This is a genomic window from Tenacibaculum halocynthiae (assembly GCF_964512825.1).
In the GTDB taxonomy this organism is placed as follows: Bacteria; Bacteroidota; Bacteroidia; order Flavobacteriales; family Flavobacteriaceae; genus Polaribacter; species Polaribacter halocynthiae.
Genome location: NZ_CAZELG010000002.1, coordinates 23,887 through 43,838, shown reverse-complemented (window position 1 = coordinate 43,838; position 19,952 = coordinate 23,887). Strand labels below are relative to the sequence as shown.

Annotated in this window: 16 protein-coding genes and 1 tRNA gene; 1 reads left to right on the top strand and 16 read right to left on the bottom strand. The window is 31.6% G+C overall.

What is annotated here, in order from left to right; translation table 11 throughout:
- Positions 1-86: 86 nt before the first annotated feature.
- Genes ACKTTQ_RS00210 through ACKTTQ_RS00195 form a run of 4 tightly spaced genes read right to left on the bottom strand, consistent with a single transcriptional unit; the run spans position 87 to position 4,886 of the window.
- Entirely contained in the window at positions 87-629 is a 543-nt protein-coding gene (locus tag ACKTTQ_RS00210; protein ID WP_408048116.1) for an OsmC family protein, read from the bottom strand.
- Between the two features lie 17 nt (positions 630-646).
- Positions 647-2,413 carry a PLP-dependent transferase gene (locus tag ACKTTQ_RS00205; RefSeq protein ID WP_093868650.1) on the bottom strand — a complete coding sequence of 589 codons (1,767 nt, stop codon included), beginning with the start codon at positions 2,411-2,413 and terminating at the stop codon, positions 647-649.
- An 8-nt stretch (positions 2,414-2,421) separates the two neighbouring features.
- A complete protein-coding gene (locus ACKTTQ_RS00200; protein WP_408048115.1) occupies positions 2,422-3,873 on the bottom strand; it encodes an aldehyde dehydrogenase family protein in 1,452 nt (483 codons plus the stop codon).
- On the bottom strand, positions 3,870-4,886 hold the full coding sequence (locus ACKTTQ_RS00195; RefSeq protein ID WP_408048114.1) for a homoserine dehydrogenase: 1,017 nt from the start codon (positions 4,884-4,886) through the stop codon (positions 3,870-3,872). The genes ACKTTQ_RS00200 and ACKTTQ_RS00195 overlap by 4 nt, the downstream gene beginning before the upstream one ends.
- 112 nt (positions 4,887-4,998) lie before the next feature.
- On the opposite strand from ACKTTQ_RS00195, the gene ACKTTQ_RS00190 reads away from it, so the two are divergent.
- Positions 4,999-5,463: an Lrp/AsnC family transcriptional regulator gene (locus ACKTTQ_RS00190; RefSeq protein WP_113786951.1), complete on the top strand. Its 465-nt coding sequence runs from the start codon at positions 4,999-5,001 to the stop codon at positions 5,461-5,463.
- A 169-nt stretch (positions 5,464-5,632) separates the two neighbouring features.
- Here ACKTTQ_RS00190 and ACKTTQ_RS00185 read toward each other — a convergent pair.
- The 12 genes from ACKTTQ_RS00185 to ACKTTQ_RS00130 all read right to left on the bottom strand — a co-directional run bounded on the left by ACKTTQ_RS00185 (position 5,633) and on the right by ACKTTQ_RS00130 (position 19,950).
- Positions 5,633-5,705: transfer RNA gene (locus tag ACKTTQ_RS00185), tRNA-Arg, on the bottom strand.
- Positions 5,706-5,711: 6 nt separating this feature from the next.
- Entirely contained in the window at positions 5,712-6,158 is a 447-nt protein-coding gene (locus ACKTTQ_RS00180; RefSeq protein ID WP_093868647.1) for a GatB/YqeY domain-containing protein, read from the bottom strand.
- Positions 6,159-6,225: 67 nt separating this feature from the next.
- Entirely contained in the window at positions 6,226-8,097 is a 1,872-nt protein-coding gene (gene ftsZ / locus ACKTTQ_RS00175) for a cell division protein FtsZ (RefSeq protein WP_093868646.1), read from the bottom strand.
- A gap of 80 nt (positions 8,098-8,177) precedes the next feature.
- Complete coding sequence (gene ftsA / locus ACKTTQ_RS00170) at positions 8,178-9,530, bottom strand: cell division protein FtsA (protein WP_408048113.1); 1,353 nt, start codon at positions 9,528-9,530, stop codon at positions 8,178-8,180.
- On the bottom strand, positions 9,517-10,257 hold the full coding sequence (locus ACKTTQ_RS00165; protein WP_093868644.1) for a cell division protein FtsQ/DivIB: 741 nt from the start codon (positions 10,255-10,257) through the stop codon (positions 9,517-9,519). Before ACKTTQ_RS00165 ends, ftsA begins: the two co-directional genes overlap by 14 nt.
- A 2-nt stretch (positions 10,258-10,259) precedes the next feature.
- Complete coding sequence (gene murC / locus ACKTTQ_RS00160) at positions 10,260-11,606, bottom strand: UDP-N-acetylmuramate--L-alanine ligase (protein WP_408048112.1); 1,347 nt, start codon at positions 11,604-11,606, stop codon at positions 10,260-10,262.
- Entirely contained in the window at positions 11,607-12,707 is a 1,101-nt protein-coding gene (gene murG, locus ACKTTQ_RS00155; RefSeq protein ID WP_093868642.1) for an undecaprenyldiphospho-muramoylpentapeptide beta-N-acetylglucosaminyltransferase, read from the bottom strand.
- Positions 12,691-13,881 carry an FtsW/RodA/SpoVE family cell cycle protein gene (locus tag ACKTTQ_RS00150; RefSeq protein ID WP_093868641.1) on the bottom strand — a complete coding sequence of 397 codons (1,191 nt, stop codon included), beginning with the start codon at positions 13,879-13,881 and terminating at the stop codon, positions 12,691-12,693. The genes murG and ACKTTQ_RS00150 overlap by 17 nt, the downstream gene beginning before the upstream one ends.
- Before the next feature lie 24 nt (positions 13,882-13,905).
- Entirely contained in the window at positions 13,906-15,240 is a 1,335-nt protein-coding gene (gene murD / locus ACKTTQ_RS00145) for a UDP-N-acetylmuramoyl-L-alanine--D-glutamate ligase (protein WP_408048111.1), read from the bottom strand.
- A complete protein-coding gene (gene mraY, locus ACKTTQ_RS00140) occupies positions 15,241-16,467 on the bottom strand; it encodes a phospho-N-acetylmuramoyl-pentapeptide-transferase (protein WP_093868639.1) in 1,227 nt (408 codons plus the stop codon).
- 3 nt (positions 16,468-16,470) lie between these two features.
- Entirely contained in the window at positions 16,471-17,937 is a 1,467-nt protein-coding gene (locus ACKTTQ_RS00135; protein ID WP_408048110.1) for a UDP-N-acetylmuramoyl-L-alanyl-D-glutamate--2,6-diaminopimelate ligase, read from the bottom strand.
- The gene (locus ACKTTQ_RS00130) at positions 17,938-19,950 is read right to left on the bottom strand and encodes a penicillin-binding protein (RefSeq protein WP_408048109.1); all 2,013 of its coding nucleotides are present in this window, start codon (positions 19,948-19,950) and stop codon (positions 17,938-17,940) included. It abuts the gene before it with no gap.
- Between the last annotated feature and the right edge of the window lie 2 nt (positions 19,951-19,952).

Sequence of the window (19,952 nt, the reverse complement as noted above, 5' to 3'; positions counted from 1 at the left end):
CTTTTTAAACACCAAGAGGCTATCATTCATGATAGCCTCTTTTTAATTATGAATAATAAGTATTCATAATCAAACAACTGTAAAACTTATAAAATATTCAAACTTGCAATCATTTTTACTTTATTAGCCATTGTAGCATAATTAGGTGAGAACTTTATAACCTCATCTGCTGCTTCTTTATATTGAATTTCATTCCCATTTCCTTTTACAGTAAATGCATATTCAATAGTATCAAAACCAACAGGAGAAGTTTCATTAACACCCAAAAAACCTTGAAGGTCTAGCCCAGATTTTATCTCTAAACTTACTGATTCTAATTCTATTCCTTTAAGTGAACACATTGCTACAAAAGTAACCATCATACATCCTGAAAGCCCACCCAACATATAATCTTGTGGTGTCGGAGCTGAATGTGCTCCTAATAATTGTTCAGGTTCATCAATAGTAAATGAAAAATCGTGAGAAATAGTATCATTTCCTAAAGTAAGATCATTGGTGGTAACACCTACTTTAGTACCTCCCATCCATGTTGCTTTAATACCTCCATTATACATCCCATTTGTAGCATTTTTCTCAACTGTTGCTTTGTAAGTTCCTAACGCTTCTAAATTTAATCCGTTAATCATCATTATATTTATTTGTTTTTCTAGTTTAAATAACCGTTTTCTATTAATTGTTTTTGAACTTCTATATATGTTTCTTCATATAATTTATCTATATCATTTATAGGCATAAACGCATCAGAAAATCCAGGTTTTTCAGGATCAATCATTAATTTAATTGACTGAATAAAGTGTTTAATTAATTCCTTTGGGTTTTCATTTCCTACAGATATTCTCATCGTAGTCTTATAAATTCCTGCTTTCAATAATGCATCTTGATCTAGTTCTGAATGCGAAGTAAATGCTGGACATAATAATGTTGTATTAATTTGACCTAAACTCACTTGAAAACCAAATGCAGGTGCTAAAGTGTCGAAGAATTTTTTAAATGCTGAGTCACTTACTCCAGCTTTTTCAAAATCAATAGTAAACAATGGAGCTGCTAACTTATACTTACTAACTTTTTTCATAATGGCATTATTCTCATTATTTTCAATGGCATTACATATTACTGACATTTCTGGATTTGAGTTGAAGAATTTAGCAAGCACTAATGTATTTACACATTTTTGAGTCATCCTTAAATTCAACGTTTTCATTCCAGATAAAATTTCAAAAGCAGCATCAGCATTTAAAAAAGCACCTTTAATATAATATACATTCCAAAAGAGCGACTCATCCCAATTTATTCCATCTACTTTTTCTCCTTTTGGCACAAACATTAAACTGTTTTTTCCAATTATTCCACCCGCAATTGCATTACCTGAGCCAGTAATATCTTTTGTGTAACTATGAAATAAGAAATCTGGTCGACATTCTTCATCTTCTTCTTGTAAAGGTTTAATTAAAAACGGAGTTGCCACAGTTCCATCTAACATCACCATAGAACCATTTTGTTTTGAGTATTTACATATTGCAGGAACATCTAACATATAACCATGTGGATTACATGGTGACTCTATATATACATGTATTTTTTTTCCATTTTTTATTTCATCTTTATATGTTTCTTTTGCATTATCCATTACTGGTTTAAAATCTTCTAATGTATATCCATCAAACCAAACAACCTGAATATCCATTTTGTTCTTTTTTGCAAAAAAATCTTCTATCAATTGATAAGCTCCTCCATAAATATTTCTAGATACAATTAGAATATCTTGATAACTCAATACATTAGATAATAACGCATCTATTGCTGCCATACCACTATTAAAATTCCAAGCAGTATATTCATTTGCATATTTACCTGCTTCTAAATGAACCATATGCGTACCTAAAGCCATTGATGTTGGATTTAGTGATCTTGAATAAATATGATGAATAGATTCTTTACCATTAAAAGCATCATCTATCCACTCTGTACATGAATAATCATAAGTAGATGTTCTAGCAATTACTGGAGTTGCTGAAAACAAAGCTGCAATATTATTAAATAAAGGCATTGGGCCTTTTGCATTTAAAGTAGCATCCGATTGCTCTAATGACTGGTATGTTTGTTTCAATGGTCCTTGCAAAGTTTCCAAAACTTTAGCTATTTGAAAAGACATAAAGCGCTTTGCATTAAAATACGCTACTTTTTCACTTGCATCTAATTTGCCTACAGTGTCATTTGTAATCTCCTGAAGTTTTGATATATCAGATTGTGCGGTGTAAATATCTATAGCTGCTTTTTTTAATGTCTCTCCATAAGCGCTATTAGGATTAATTTGAAAATATGCTAACTGCTCAATTGCTAACTCTTCGATACTAGAGCAAGTTGTAGAATTTCTTTTTGGTGATAAAACCTTTGTGTTGTTTAAAGTACTCATTTTTGTAATTATTTAAGATTGAAGCAAATTATTTTAGTTGAACTCATTTCTCGTATTGCAGATCTAACACCTTCGCGTCCAATCCCACTCTTTTTTACACCTCCAAAAGGCATCATGTCAATACGATAATCTGAAGAATCATTAATCATTACCCCTCCACACTGTAATTCATTACTAGCTTTAAAGGCATGCTCTATATTATTTGTAAAAATTCCTGCATGTAATCCGTAAGGAGAATCATTACTTGCTGTAATCCCTTCTTCCAATGAATTCACTCTTGAAATTGTTGCTACTGGACCGAAAATTTCTTCTTTTCCGTTTAACTTATTATCAAAGTCTCCTTCAATAATAGTTGGCTCTATCCCGTTTCCAACTCGTTTACCTCCACATAACACTTTATATCCTCCTTTTACTAAATTTTCAATTGACCTTTCAATTTCACTAATAGCTTCTTGATTAATTATAGGCCCCATATCAGTACTATCATCTTCTGGGTTTCCTAATTTGACAGCTTTAGAAAGATTTATGATTTTTTCTTTAAAAGAATCGTAAATAGTATCATGCACATACATTCGCTTTACTCCTACACAATTTTGACCAGCTGCCCAAACCATGCCTCCTATACAATTTTTTGCAACGGCTTCTACATCTACATCATTCATAACAATTACTGGAGAACTAGAACCTAACTCCATTCCTATTTTCTTAACTCCAGCTGCTTTTGCTATAACTTCACCTGATTTAGAACCTCCTGTAAAACTTACCATATCTATTCTTGAATCTGTAACAAGAATATCTCCGAAATTATCTATAGGTCCAGTTATAATATTAAGAATATGATAAGGTAAACCAGCCTCTAGAAATAACTCTCCTAATTTTATTCCTGAAATTGGAGTGAAATCCGATGGCTTTAATATAACCGCATTACCAGCAGCTATAGCTGGTCCTAGTTTATGAGCCACTAAATTTAACGGGTCATTAAAAGGCGTAATTGCAGTAATAATACCAATAGGATCATATACATAGTGTCCTTTTTTTGAAGATCCTCCTTCAAAAGCCGCAAATGGAACAGTTTCTCCTATTACTCTTTTTGCTTCCTCTCCACAAAGTGTAAGTGTATTAATACATCGATCTACTTCTTTACCTGCTTCTCGTTTTGTTTTTACTCCTTCGTTTACAATAACCTTAGTAAACTCCTCTTTTCTTTCTTTTAAAAGATTAACTACTTTGTTAATGATCTCACTTCTGTCAAGAGGAGATAAATTTTTCGAAATTATTTTTCCTTTTTCAGCAGATTCTAATGCTTTATATACATGCTCTTCTTCTGCACAAGAAATAGAATACACATGATTTCCTGAAAAAGGGTTAAAAACTGGTAATTGCATAGGAGTATCAACCCAACTCTCTCCAATAAGCATTCCTTTTGTATTCACTTTTTTATCTAATAAATCTATTATCATAATTTCTCTTTTTTTAAAATTGATAACACATCTGAAAACACTGAGTATCCTGTTTCTAACTTACCTGCACCTGGACCAGTTATCATTAATTTCCCCAAATATTTAGTGGTAATTTCAATAGCGTTTGTTACTCCATCAATATTAGATAATGCGTCAGTTGTTGATAATGGTTCTGGTGCTACTTTTCCTTCTAAAAAATCTCCTTTTTTTTCTAAACTTCCAACCAAGCGAATATTTTTACCAGCTTTTTTTGCAGCATTTACCTCTTCTATAGAAATAGAGTCAATTCCTTTTGTCAAAATTGAATCTAGTCCTAAATCAACACCAAAAACTTTATGCGACAGAATTGCAATCTTTCCTCTTGCGTCATATCCTTTTACATCATTGGTTGGATCAGCCTCAGCATATCCTTTATCTTGCACTGTACGTAAGGCACTATCAAAAGAATCTCCTTCTGACATTTTTGAAAGAATATAATTACTCGTGCCATTAAGTATACCCCTAATTTTAAGTATTTCATCACCCGCTAAACATTCTTCTATTAAAGAAAATGTAGGTGTTCCACTTAATACAGTTCCTTCATATTGAAGAAATACATTACTTTCTTTAGCTAGTTTATTTAATTCGTTAAAATGTAGTGCTATTGGACCTTTATTAGTTGTTACTACATGTTTACCCCTTGAAAGAGCTTTTTTTATAAAAGTATAAGCAGGATCTCCAGTAGTATAATCACTATATGTTGCCTCTACAATTAAATCAACTTCTTCTACAGAGCTTACATCAGTATCTTCAGATATACTAGCATCAGTTATAAGTTCTTTGTTATTTAATTTCTCTAATAACTTATTTAAGTCTATTCCATTAGGGTTGTACATATTCCCTTTCTGAATATCTTTTACAACTACTATTTTGATCTTTTGTTCATACTTTTCTTGTAACCAAATATTCTTTTCTTGTAAAATTTCAATGAATCCTTGTGTTACTGTCCCAAGTCCTATAATACCAATATTCATGTTTAAATTATTTAATTATATTTGTACAAAATTCAATAAAATACACTTATTACTGAATTTAATACATTAAAAAAAACATAAATATGAAATTTATTCTATATAAATATTTAAAATGAAGTTAGATCAAAAAGATATTCAAATTTTGAGCTTATTACAGAAAAATGCTCGGTTATCAAATAAAGAAATAGCAGCTGAATTAGAAATAGCAGCTTCTACATGCCATGAACGCTTAAAAAGATTAACTAGAGATGGTTTTTTTAAATCTTTTAACGCTAACCTTAACTTAAATAAGTTAGAGTTTAATATTGAAGTAATGATTTCTATACAACTTAACAAACACGAGCGAGAAGTTATTAATTCATTTATAAAAAATGTTAGAAAAATTAATGGAGTAATTAAGTTATACCACATGGCAGGCAAAACTGATTTTATGCTTCATGTTGCAGTATGTAACTCAAATGAGTTACGTTCATTAATTTTAGATGAACTAACTAAATTCAACTATATAGGTCATATAGAAAGTTCAATGATATATTTTCATGATGATATAAACCAACTACTCATAAAACCACAATAAAAAAGTATTTTCTTTAACAAGAAATTAACTATTCTAGTACGTACTTATGTAACAAATGTTACAAACAACTATTTAGTAGTTATATAATTTCGCCGTCTTTAAATCCCTAATATTATATTTCCCCTTAAACAAGAAAAGCAACAGAATAATTTCTGTTGCTTTTTATTTGTGACCCAGGAAGGACTCGAACCCTCATCGTCAGAGCCGAAATCTGATGTTCTATCCAATTGAACTACAAGGTCAAAAAATTATGAAAGTTTTGCTTTTACAATTCCTGATATAATTTTACCATCTGCTTGTCCCGCTAACTTTTGTGATACAATCCCCATTACTTTACCCATATCTTTCATTCCTTCAGCTCCAACTTGACTTATAGTAGCTACTACTACTTTTTCAATTTCATCTTCACTTAAAGCTTCTGGTAAAAATTGTTCTAACACTTTAGCTTCTGCTAATTCAGGTTCTGCCAAATCTAATCTATCTTGATCAGTAAAAACTTTCGCGCTGTCTTTACGTTGTTTAACTTGTTTTTGAATTATTTTCATTTCTTCTTCTGAAGATAATTCATTTGCACCTCCTTCTGTATTTGCAAGCATAAAAGCTGACTTTAATGCTCTTAATGCAGTTAAAGCTACTGTATCTTTCGATTTCATAGCTTCTTTCATTTTATTCATTACCTCTTGCTGTACACCCATTTTTTTAGTTTTTTAAGTAAAAAATTCCTGATTACTCAGGAATTTAAAAATATTTAAAATTGTATTATTAATCTACATTATCATGTAAGAATGAGTTATTAGATTGTAACAAATCATTATTATCGGTATTCAATGCTGTATCAGATTTACTAATATCTTTATTAGTTTCAATATCTACTCCTAACCTTTTGTAAGCTGGTTGACGTTCAATTTCATCTATATTTTTACTAACTTGATCAGCAAACTTATAATTAAATCCTTTCATTTTTTCACGTCTTTCTTGAGCTTTTCTTTGTAGCTCAGAAATCGTTAAACTTAAAGGTGTTACCTCTTCATTTGAAGTATCAGTTGTAACTTTCTCTTCAGTTTTAGTTTTCACTTCAAAACGTAAAGCTTCTTCAACTTCATTTTTAATTGTTGGCGTAGAACTTTTTCCTATAGTTGGTTCAACATTAAAATCATCTAAAACATAACGCTTTTGAGTTTCTTTTACTAAAGGTTTTACTTCTTCAGCTTTCACCTCAATACTTTTAATATCTTCAGTTGTTTCTACAAGTGCTGGGTTTGGTTTTATTTCTTCATAAGAGTTTAATGGTAAATCAAACAATAAATCTTGTTGAATATACTGTTGTTTTTCTTCTTTAATCTCTTCTTTTACTTCTGAAATATTTGTAATGATAAAATCTTCTTCAGAAATATTCTCTATAGCAATCTCATCGTATACAACCTCTATATTTTTAATAACATCAGTAGTAGCTATTAAATCTATCTTTGGTTTTATTACTTCTTTTTCTTCTTCTAAAACATGAACTATTTTTTGTTCAGTCTTAGGAGTTAATGGTTGATTGATTGTTGCAGCTTTTTCTATTTTTTGCTCGTCAAAAGTATACGTTGCTTTTTGTTCATCTTCTAAGGTGTGAACAATTTTTTTAACTTCAGTATTAGTTATATTACCTTGTTGATCAGCAGCAAAACCGGTTGCAACAATAGTTAAAGATAGTCCATCTTCCAATGACTCATCTTCTCCTATTCCCATGATAATGTTAGCATCAAATCCAGCTTCTTCTTGAATATGATCGTTAATTTCTCCTATTTCATCTAAGGTAACCTCATTCGCTCCAGAAACTATTAATAGCAATACATTTTTAGCTCCAGTAATTTTATTATCATTCAATAAAGGAGAATCTAATGCTTTTACAATAGCATTTTTAGCTCTATTAGCACCTGTTTCTTTTGCTGACCCCATAATTGCAGTACCACTGTTAGATAACACAGTTTTTGCATCATGTAAATCAATATTTTGTTTATAGTGATGTGTAATTACCTCTGCTATACCTTTAGCTGCAGTTGCCAATACTTCATCAGCTTTAGAGAATCCAGCCTTAAAACCTAAATTCCCATAAACTTCACGTAATTTATTATTGTTTATAACAATTAAAGAATCTACATTTTTACGTAACTCATCAATACCTGTTTGAGCCTGTTTTGAGCGCATTCTTCCTTCAAATTGAAATGGCATAGTAACGATTCCTACCGTTAATATATCCATATCTTTTGCAATTTTAGCAATAATTGGAGCCGCTCCAGTACCAGTACCACCTCCCATACCAGCAGTGATAAACACCATTTTAGTATGAGTACTCAACATTTGTTGAATTTCTTGAATACTTTCTGCAGCTGCTTGCGCTCCAACCTCAGGGTTGGCTCCAGCTCCTAAACCTGATGTTAAGTGTGCTCCTAACTGAATTTTATTAGGTATTGGGCTGTTTTCTAACGCTTGAGAATCTGTATTACAAATTACGAAATCTACTCCGTGAATTTGTTTGCTATACATGTGATTTACTGCGTTACTTCCTCCCCCACCAACACCAATTACTTTAATGGCATTCGATTGTGTTTTAGGCATGTCGAATGAAATGTTATCAAATTCTGCGCTCATAATAACTTTTCTTTTATTAAATTTTTGTTTACTAAACTCCTCTTTAGGGGAATAAATAGGAGTAATTCTTATATAATTAATTATTCTGCATTATCTAAAAACTCTTTGAATCGTTCTGTAAACTTTTCAAAAAAAGATTTAGATTTATGTGTCTTACTTTTATTCTCTTCAACAGGTTTTTCCGGCTCTTCTATTTCGTCTTTTATTACCTCTCTTTCAAAAACTGGTTCTTCAATGATTTCTTCCTCAACATTTTCTTCTTCCTCTTTTCTTTGTTTTTCTAAACCTTCCATTAATAAACCTACAGCAGTTGCATAAGCAGGGCTAGATAAAACATCATCAGAATCTCCTGCTAAATGTTCATTAGGATACCCTATTCGTACATCCATTCCTGTAATGTACTCAACTAATTGACGTAAATGCTTTAACTGTGATCCTCCTCCAGTAAGAACAATACCTGCTATTAGTTTTCCTTTTTGAGTTTCATGCCCATAATTTTTTATCTCTAAATATACATGCTCTATAATTTCTTGAACACGAGCATGAATTATCTTTGATAAATTCTTTAATGTAATTTCTTTAGGCTCTCTTCCTCTTAAACCTGGAATAGAAACAATTTCTGTTTCTTTATTTTCTCCTGGCCATGCTGAACCAAATTTAGTTTTTAATAACTCTGCTTGCTTTTCTATAATTGAGCAACCTTCTTTAATATCTTCAGTAATTACATTTCCACCGAAAGGTACTACAGCAGTGTGCCTAATTATACCATCTTTAAAAATAGCTAAATCAGTTGTTCCTCCACCTATATCAATTAGAGCAACTCCTGCTTCTTTTTCTTCCTGACTCAAAACAGCTGAGGCTGATGCTAATGGTTCAAGAGTAATGTCTGAAAGACTTAATCCAGCACTTTTCACACATCGCCCTATGTTTCTTATAGAAGATACTTGACCAACCACTACATGAAAGTTGGCTTCTAGCCTTCCTCCATACATTCCTATAGGCTCTTTGATGTCTGACTGACTATCTACTTTATATTCTTGAGGCAATACATGAATAATTTCTTCACCTGGTAACATTACCAACTTATGTACTTGCTCTACTAAATTCTCAATATCTAACTCATCTATTACTTCATCTGACTTTTCTCTTGTTATATAGTCACTATGATGTAAACTTCTTATATGTTGACCAGCTATTCCAACTACAACCTCTTCTATTTGTTGCCCCGAAACACTTTGTGCTTCATCAACAGCTTGTTGAATAGATTGTATTGTTTGTGTTATATTATTTACCACACCTCGTTTAACACCTAAACTTTTCGCTTTACCAATACCTAAAACTTCAAGTTTTCCATATTCGTTTTTACGACCAATCATGGCAACAATTTTGGTAGTACCAATATCTAACCCAACTGCTATTTTATTGTTTTCCATCTTGATTTTGTTTTGTGCACACAACTTGATTGTGATATTTTACATTTATTTTTTTATACTTTTTTATAGTACCATCTATTAACGCTTTATTATAAAATGCTTTAAGTTTTTTAAACTTAACTTTTACGTTTTTAAGCTTTCCAAAAATTATTTTATAGCTTCCTGTACGAACTGTAAAAACATATTCGTTTTGAGCATTTTTTTCAATTGCAATGATCTCTTTTGTAAAAAAGTCATCTTTTGAAATTGTCGTTATTAACTGAATCAATTCTTTTATTTCTTCAGTACTTTTCACACCAGAAGCTAAAGGTACACGAGCCGAAAAATTTGCTGATAAAGGCATCTTAACACCATACTTATCAACATAATAGGACTCACTTTTATCAACAACTCGAACTATTGGTTTTCGTTGTTTTATGATAGTTTTCAACATACCATCTATAGTTAAAAAAACAGTTGCTTTTTCTACATATGGGTTCGCTGAAACATTAGTTTCTAGAAAGTGTAAATCTACTATTCTTTTTGGTTGGTTTTTAACAAATTCTCGACTTTGTATTAACAATTTATCAACCGCTTTGTGCGTCAAGAAGTTATTATCTCCTGCTTCAAATTCAACAATAGTATTTTTTACTTTTTTCGCATTATTTCTAGTAGACGTAAACCCGTACAAAAAGAGTAAAGCCACTACTAAAACCACTAATGATATGTATGGTACTATTTTTTTCACTTTTAAACCTTATACTTTTCTTCTAATTTAACTTTCACGTCATTTACTAACAAACCTATATCTCCTGCGCCAATCATTACTATGATTTTAGCTTCAGATTTTAAAACGTCTTGAACTATTTTTTGTTTTGTTGTTAGCTTTTTATTCTCAAGAGACATTTTATCTAATAACCATGATGAAGTAACTCCTTTTATTGGCAACTCTCTAGCAGGATATATATCTAACATTAAAACTTCATCAAACTTAGAAAGAGCCCTAGAAAAATCATCTGAAAAATCTTGTGTTCTACTAAATAAATGTGGTTGAAAAACCGCTAATACTTTTTCATTAGGATACATTTCTCTCACAGAATTTTCTATTGCATTTATTTCTGTAGGGTGATGTGCGTAATCATCAATCAACACAACGCTGTTCGTTTTTATCTTATATGAAAACCTTCTCTGAACACCTTTAAATGTTTTTAATTGCTCTTTTATCACCTCTAAAGAAACACCATATACATCCGCCATAGCAAATGCTGCTAAAGCATTCATTAAGTTATGCCTCCCTGGCAAATAAAACTCTATATTTTTTATTAATTTAGTTGGTGTTTTTACACTAAACACATAAGCTCCATCATTTATTTCAATATCGAAAGCCATGTAGTCAGCTTCATCATTTATAGCATATGTTAATCCCTCAATAGGTAATCCTTTTGCTATAATTAGTGTATCTGTAACTTTATTAGCAAACTCTCTAAATGATTGTTCTAAAGCATCAGCCTCTCCATAAATATCTAAATGATCAGCATCCATAGAAGTAATACAAGCTATATTTGGAGATAGCTTTAAAAACGATCTATCAAATTCATCTGCTTCTACAACTGAAACCTCTTCTCCACCTAAAATCAAATTCGAATTATAGTTCTCAGCTATTCCTCCTAAGAAAGATGTAGCCTTTACTGGTGCCATTATATGACCCAAAATCGAAGAAGTTGTTGTTTTTCCATGGGTTCCTGCAACACCTAAGCAAAAAGATTTTTTTGTAATCTCTCCTAATATTTCAGCCCGCTTTAAAACAGTATAATTATTAGCTTTGAAATACGTGAGTTCCTGATGTTCATCAGACACAGCAGGTGTATAAACCACCACTGTTGATTCCTTATCTAAAAACGACAACGGAATATTTTTAACAGCATCATCAAAATGAATTTCTATACCTACACTTTTTAATGAATTAGTAATTGGTGTCTCTACCTTATCATAACCTGCTACTATTTTTCCATTCACAGAAAAATAACGAGCAATAGCACTCATTCCAATACCTCCAACTCCTATAAAATAAACATTATGTATCTTATTTAAATTCATCTACTCCTTAAAATGGATTATTTTTTCTATTTCGTTTACAATATCATTTGTTGCATTAGGTAATGCTAAAGTTTTAATATTTTCACTTAAACTTTCTTGCTTTCCTTTATCTTTCAATAACGTTTCCAGTACAATTGGAAATGTATCTAATTCACTTTCTTTCACCAAAATTGCTCCATGTTTATCCACAATAGCTTTAGCATTTTTAGTTTGATGATCTTCTGCCACATTGGGAGACGGGATAAAAACCGTAGGCTTCCCTACAATACATAATTCAGAAACCGAACTTGCACCTGCTCGAGAAACAATAAAATCAGAAGCAGCATATGCCAAGTCCATTCTATTCAAAAACTGATGTACTTGAACATTTTCATTTAGATTATACTTTTTATACTCATCATAATACAACTTACCACATTGCCATATAACCTGCATATTATTCTCTTTGAAAAAGCCTAACTGAGACTCTATCAATTGATTTACTCTTCTTGCACCCAAACTACCTCCTAAAACCAATACTGTTTTCTTATTTGCTATTATTTTAAAAAACTTCTTACCCTCTTCAGTTTTAGAATGAATAAACAACAAATCTTGCCTAACAGGATTCCCTGTTTTTATAATTTTATCAGAAGGAAAAAAGCGTTCTAAATTATCATATGCTACACAAATTTTTTCTGCTTTTTTACTTAACAATTTATTTGTTATTCCAGGGTATGAATTTTGTTCTTGGATTAACGTAGGAATTCCTTTATTAGCAGCAACTATTAAAGTAGGTCCACTTGCAAATCCTCCCGTACCTATTGCCACATCAGGTTTAAATTTCCTTATAATACTATTTGCCCTCCATAAACTACTTAATAACTTAAAAGGAAACATTAAATTTTTTAATGTTAACTTACGTTGGATTCCAGAAATCCACAACCCTTTTATATCATAACCGGCTTGAGGTACTTTTTCCATCTCCATTTTATCTTTAGCTCCCACAAATAAAATACTAGCATTAGGGTACCTTAGCTTAATTTCATTTGCAATAGCAATAGCAGGATAAATATGGCCTCCTGTTCCTCCTCCACTTATTATAACCTTAATCGATTGTTTCATGTAAAATATCTAAAGGGTTATCATCTAAAATCGTTTCCTCAGTTTCATTCTTTGAAGCACTTACACTCAATATCATTCCTAAAGCAAAGCAAGTCATCCATATTGAGGTACCTCCACTACTTATTAAAGGTAATGTTTGACCTGTAACTGGTAAAATATTTACAGCTACAGCCATATTAATCATAGCTTGAAAAACAATGGGAATACCTACTCCTACCACCATTAATGTTGCAAAAATTGTTGTCGCCTTTTTTGCTGTTATCAATATTCTAAACAACAATAAGAAATAAATAAAAACTACTAAAAGCGCACCCAACAATCCATATTCTTCAACAATTATTGCATAAATAAAATCTGATGATGATTGCGGTAGAAAATTTTTCTGCACACTCTTCCCAGGACCTTTTCCTATTGGCCCTCCAGTTGCTATTGCTATTTTAGCTTTCTCAACTTGGTAACTCTCAGCTCCTTCTGACTTAGAAAAACTCTCTAACCTACTTTGCCAAGTATTAACACGGTTAGGCATAGCGTCTGGAAACGCTTTTGCTACTAGTATAAAAAACAACAATGAGAACAAGCCAATACCTAATATATAACCTATATACCTTAAAGGGTATCCACCTATGAATACCAACAATAAAATCATAGTGAAAAAGATGGCTGTAGTTGAAAAATTTGCTGGTAATACTAATATCAATACCAGTCCAACTGGCAACCATAATTGCAACAAACTATCTTTAAACTGTATTTGTTTTTCTTTATTTCTTGCTAAATATCTTGCCACATATACCATTAACACTAAGCCTGCCAATGTAGATGTTTGAAACCCTATCCCAACAAAAGGTATATGAATCCACCTACTAGCATTTGCCCCTTCAATTACAGTACCTTGTGCCATTGTAAAAATTAACAACAACACTACTATTGGAAGCATCAATACAGATCCTCCACTAAAATACCTATAAGGAACTTTATGCACTCCATAAATCACAGCAAAACCAGTAATTAATAAAACAACATGCTTTATTAAATGTCCTATAGTTGAACCATTACCAACAACATACACTAAATTTGTACTAGCACTATACACTGGCATAAATGAAAATATTGCCAACACAGTAACAATAGCCCAAATTGCTCTATCTCCTTTAATATGTTGAAAAATGGATTTCATTTACTATTTAACTCTTTTTTTAATCTATAAATTCTTTACCGCTTCTTTAAATTTCAATCCCCTATCTTCATAGCTATCAAATAAATCAAAACTAGCACAAGCTGGTGATAATAAAACAGCATCACCTTTCTGAGCAATCTTATGCGCTACCTTAACAGCTTCTTCAGCTCCAGCCGTCTGTACCAAAACATCAACCACATTTCCAAAAGTTTCAATTATCTTTTGGTTATCTAAACCTAAACAAACAATACCTTTTACTTTTTCTCTTACCAATGGCAATAAATCTGCATAATCATTTCCCTTATCTACACCACCTACAATCCAAACAGTAGCACTATCCATACACTCCAAGGCATAATATGTTGCATTCACATTGGTTGCTTTACTATCATTTATATATTGAACACCATTGATTTTTTGCACATTCTCTAAACGATGCTCAACACCTTCAAAGTCTGATAAACTTTCTGCAATAGTTTCTTTTCTCACTTTCAACAATCTTGCCGCCATAGCAGAAGCCATTGCATTTTTTGTATTATGCTTACCTTGTAATTTCAAATCTGAAACATTCATTAGAACCTCTTCTGTATTTAATTTCATTATTATTTTATCTTTTCTTACAAAAACACCATAAACCAATTCTTTCTCTAATGAAAAAGGAACTAATATTGCTTTTGTTATATTATTTTCCAACCAGTCAGTGATCACCTTATCATCAGCATCATATATTAAAAAATCTTTTTCTGTTTGATTTTTTGTTATTCTAAATTTTGACGCTATATACTTATCAAAATTGTTATCATATCTATCTAGGTGATCAGGAGTTATATTTGTTATTATAGCTATGTGAGGACTAAAATTATTAATTCCATCTAACTGAAAACTACTCAATTCCAACACATACTCATCATAACTCTGTTCTACTAACTGCTTTGCAAAACTATCACCAATATTACCCGCTACACCAACATTCAATCCAGCATTTTTTAATAAATAATGCGTAATCAAAGTGGTAGTTGTTTTACCATTTGCTCCTGTTATTCCTACTATCGTTGCCTGAGTAAACTCATTTGCAAATTCTATTTCAGAAATAACTAAAATTCCTTTTTGTTTTAATTCCTGAACCAATGGAACACTATCAGGAATCCCTGGACTTTTCATTACCACATCAGCAGAAAACACTTCAGACTCTGTATGCCTACCTTCTTCAAATTCAATAACATTATTTAAAAGAACTTTTTTATATTTTTCTGCTATCATTCCTTTATCGGTAACAAAAACCTCAAAACCTTTTTGTTTCCCTAAAAGAGCTGTACCTACTCCGCTTTCTCCACCTCCTAAAACAACCAATCGCTTCATTTATCTCAACTTTAGGGTTACCATAGCAAATACTGCCAATAAAATACCTACAATCCAAAATCTGGTAACAATCTTACTTTCGTGAAACCCGCTTTTTTGATAATGATGATGGATAGGTGACATTTTAAAAATTCGTCTACCTTCACCAAATTTCTTCTTTGTGTATTTAAAATAAGACACTTGTAAAATCACTGATAAATTCTCAATTACAAAAACCCCAGCCAAAATAGGCAACAATAATTCTTTTCGAATAGCAATAGCAATTACAGCTATGATACCTCCAATAGTTAAACTACCTGTATCTCCCATAAAAACCTGAGCTGGAAAGGTATTATACCATAAAAAACCTATCAAAGCTCCTGCAAAAGCAAATATAAAAACAGTCATTTCTCCTGACTTTGGTATGTACATTACATCTAAATAATCTGCAAAAATTATATTTCCAGATACCCATGCAAAAATTGCCAACGCAATAACCATTATTGCCGACGTACCTGCCGCTAACCCATCTATGCCGTCTGTTAAATTAGCTCCATTAGATATTCCTGTTACAATAAAAACTACAACAAAAATGAACACTACCCAACCATATTTCCTATAACCGTCTCCTAAAAAACTTAATGCTTTTGCATAATCCAATTCATTATCTTTCAAAAAAGGAACTGTTGTTTTTGTAGATTTATGCGCATCTCCAAAAACTTTCTTTTTTCCATTTTCCTGAATAGTTTGTTCTGCTAAAGGCAATTGTTCTTTTATTGTTACATCTGGATGAAAATAAAGCATAGCTCCTACAATTACACCCAAACCTACTTGACCTAAAACTTTAAACTTACCTTTTAATCCTCCTTTATCTTTTTTGAATACTTTTATATAATCATCAGTAAAACCAATAACCCCCATCCATAATGTGGTTATCAATAATATTATGATATAAATATTTTCAAGCTTTGCTAACAACAATACTGGTATTAAAGTTGCCAAAATAATGATGATTCCTCCCATAGTTGGAGTACCAGATTTTTGAGCTTGCCCATCTAACCCTAAATCACGAACAGTTTCTCCTACTTGTTGTCTCCTTAAAAAGTTTATGATTTTTTTTCCAAAAATCATAGATATCAATAACGACAAAATAAATGCAGATGCTGCACGAAATGTTATAAACTGAAACACACTTGCTCCAGTTAAATTAAATTCATTTTCTAAATATTGAAAAATATAATACAGCATTCGTTATGATTTTTTTAATTGATTAAAACAATTTATCACTTCTTCTAAATCATCAAAATGACTTCTTTCACCATTTATCTCTTGATAATTTTCATGCCCTTTTCCTGCTATTAAAATTATATCACCAGGCTTAGACAACTTACATGCCGTTTTTATAGCCTGCCTTCGATCTAAAACCGACAATGTTTTTTTGTAATTTTCAGCAGCCACTCCTACTTCCATCTCATCAATTATTACTTGCGGATCTTCAGTTCTTGGATTATCTGAAGTAAATACTACCTGAGTACTTAATTGAGATGCTATATGAGCCATTTTTGGTCTTTTAGTTTTATCTCTATCTCCACCACAACCAACAACAGTTATTACTTGTTCATTCCCTGTTCTTATATCATTTACCGTCTGTAAAACATTTCTTAAAGCATCTGGCGTGTGTGCATAATCAACAATCCCAGTTACTCTATCATCTGATACAGTGTACTGAAAACGACCACTAACACTCTCCAAATCACTCAACAATCTTAATATTTCAATTTTCTCCAAGCCTAATAAATTTGCCACACCATATATTGCCAACAAATTATACGCATTGAAAACACCTATTAACTTTGTCCAAACTTCTACTCCATTTACAGTTAACAAACTTCCTGAAAAACTTTTCTCTAAAACCTTAGCTTTAAAATCAGCTAATGTTTTTAAAGCATATGTTTGCTTATTAGCTTTACAGTTTTGTAGCATTATCTGTCCGTTTTTATCATCAATATTTACCAAAGCAAATGACGTCTTAGGTAATGAATCAAAAAACTCTTTTTTAACATCCCTATACTCAGCAAACGTTTCATGATAGTCTAAATGATCGTGAGATAGATTTGTAAACACCCCACCAATAAACTCTAACCCTTCTGTTCTTTTTTGATGAATTCCATGCGAACTCACTTCCATAAAACAATACTCAACACCTCCCTCCACCATTTCAGCTAAATACCTATTAATCATAACCGAATCTGGAGTGGTATGTGTTGCTTTATACTCTTTAGCATTAACTACAACTTTTACGGTAGATAATAAACCTACTTTAAATTCAGCCTTCTTAAATAACTGACACAAAAGTGTAGCAATAGTTGTTTTACCATTTGTACCAGTTACCCCTATTAATTTTAATTTCTTCGAAGGATTTTCATAAAAATTAGCTGAAATAATAGCCAAAGCACTACTTGAATTATCTACCTCAACATAAGTCACTCTCTCATCTTTAGCTTCTGGAGTTTTCTCACAAACAATAACAGAAGCCCCAGATAAAATAGCTTTATCTATAAACAAATGCCCATCAACAGACACTCCTCTTTGAGCAACAAAAAGATCTTTATCACCAACCTTTCTACTATCAAAAATAACTTCATTAATCCCCACATCTGTACTTCCGAAAATAGAATTTACAGATACCTTATACAATATGTCTTTTAACCTTTTCAACTATAATAATCTTAAATAAACAGTTGCTCCTTTTGATACTTTCACTCCTTTTTTTATTGATTGCTCCATCACCTTCCCCATTCCAGAGAATTTGACTTTCAACCCCATATTCTCCAACAACGAAATAGCATCCATACCACTCATATTAACAACCTTTGGCATAATTGTTTTGTACTTCCCTAATTTCTCATAATAATCCTGATACTGTTTATCTATTTTCGCAAAAGAAATAGTATCAGAAACTGACTGATTATCAATAGGTGTAGTTGTGTATATTTTTTGTGCTATTTCTTTAAATATAGGAGCAGCAACATCCGCCCCGTAATATCCTTTTTCTTTCTTAGGCTCATGCACTACAACTATACATGAATATTTAGGCTCTTTAGCTGGAAAAAAACCAGCAAATGATGCCACATATTTTTTATTTGAATAATGACCAGCTACCACTTTTCCATCTCCATCTTTATGCCTTGGAATGTATTTTTTTGCAGTACCTGTTTTACCTGCCATTGAAAAATTAGAAGAATATATTTTTTTAGCAGTTCCTTTCTCAACTACATTCTCCATAACTTTTCTAATTTTATCTAATGTTTTTTGAGAAGCTATTTTCTCTTTCAAAACTTCTGTTCCGAAACTTTTATCAACTCTATTCCCCATCCTTAACTCTTTCACAAAATAAGGTTTAACTAACTTCCCATTATTAGCTACTGCATTATAAAAAGCTAGCGTTTGCAAAGGCGTCAACGAAACTCCATAACCCCAAGCCATCCACTCTAATGAAATAGGACTCCAGCTTTTTTCCTTCGGATTGGGTATATAAGGCTTTCCTTCTCCTTTTATTTTTACTCCAGTTTGTTTATCTAAACCAAAGGATTTAATTTTATCAATAAATTCTTTAGGGTTTTTATCATAATGCTTTCTTATTGTCTTTACAATCCCAACATTTGATGAAACCTCAAAAACTCTAGCTAACGATATCTTTCCGTACCCCCCATACTTACTATCCTCAACTTTTCTATTATTAATAAAAATTTTCCCTTTACCACAGTCAACTACCGTAGAAGTATCTGCAACTTTATCATCTAAAGCTGCCATTAAACTCGCTAACTTAAATGTTGATCCTGGTTCATGACTTTCCCATACAGCATAATTTCTTTTTTCATAATACTTCCCTTTTGAAGTTCTACCAAGATTAGAAATCGCTTTAATTTTACCAGTTGCCACTTCCATAACAACAGCACACCCATGCTCTGCATCAAAATCTTCTAACCTTTTTAATAAAGCATGATGAGTTATATCTTGAATATTAACATCGATTGTTGTTATTATATCATGACCATCAATGGGTTCTTTCTCATTTACATCATTAATCGGTTTCCACTGCCCTTTTGCAATTTTCTGTTTCAATCTCATTCCATTTTTCCCCTCCATGTAACCTGCAAAAGCTCCTTCTATACCTGCTCCTCCTCTGTAATCATCATACCCTATCGTTCTTTCCGCAATCTTACCTATTGGATGCACCCTTACAGTTTCTTGCTCAGCAATAAAACCTCCTCTATAAATACCTAGCCTTAAAATTGGAAAAGTTTTTATTTTAGCATAATCATTATACCCTATATTTCTTGCGATTAACAAATAACGGTTTTTACGTTTTTTTGCGTTTCTTAATTTTTTTTGATAATAATCTGCTGATTTCCCCAACAATCTAGACAAAGACTCTGACAACCCTCTAATATTTTTTTCAAAAACACCAGATTTCACCGTCATCACATCCATTCTTATAGTAAATTTAGACATTGAAGTTGCCAATAAATTACCATCTGAAGCATACACATTCCCCCTATTTGCGAATATTGTGTCGTTTCTAACTGTTTTTTCTTGAGATAATTTCCTATACTTATCTCCATCTATATACTGAAGTTTAAAAACCCTAAAAACAATAACCACAAAAAAAAGCGTCATTAAAATTACAACTACATAGAGTTTATTTAATATGCCTTTTTTTACCACCATTA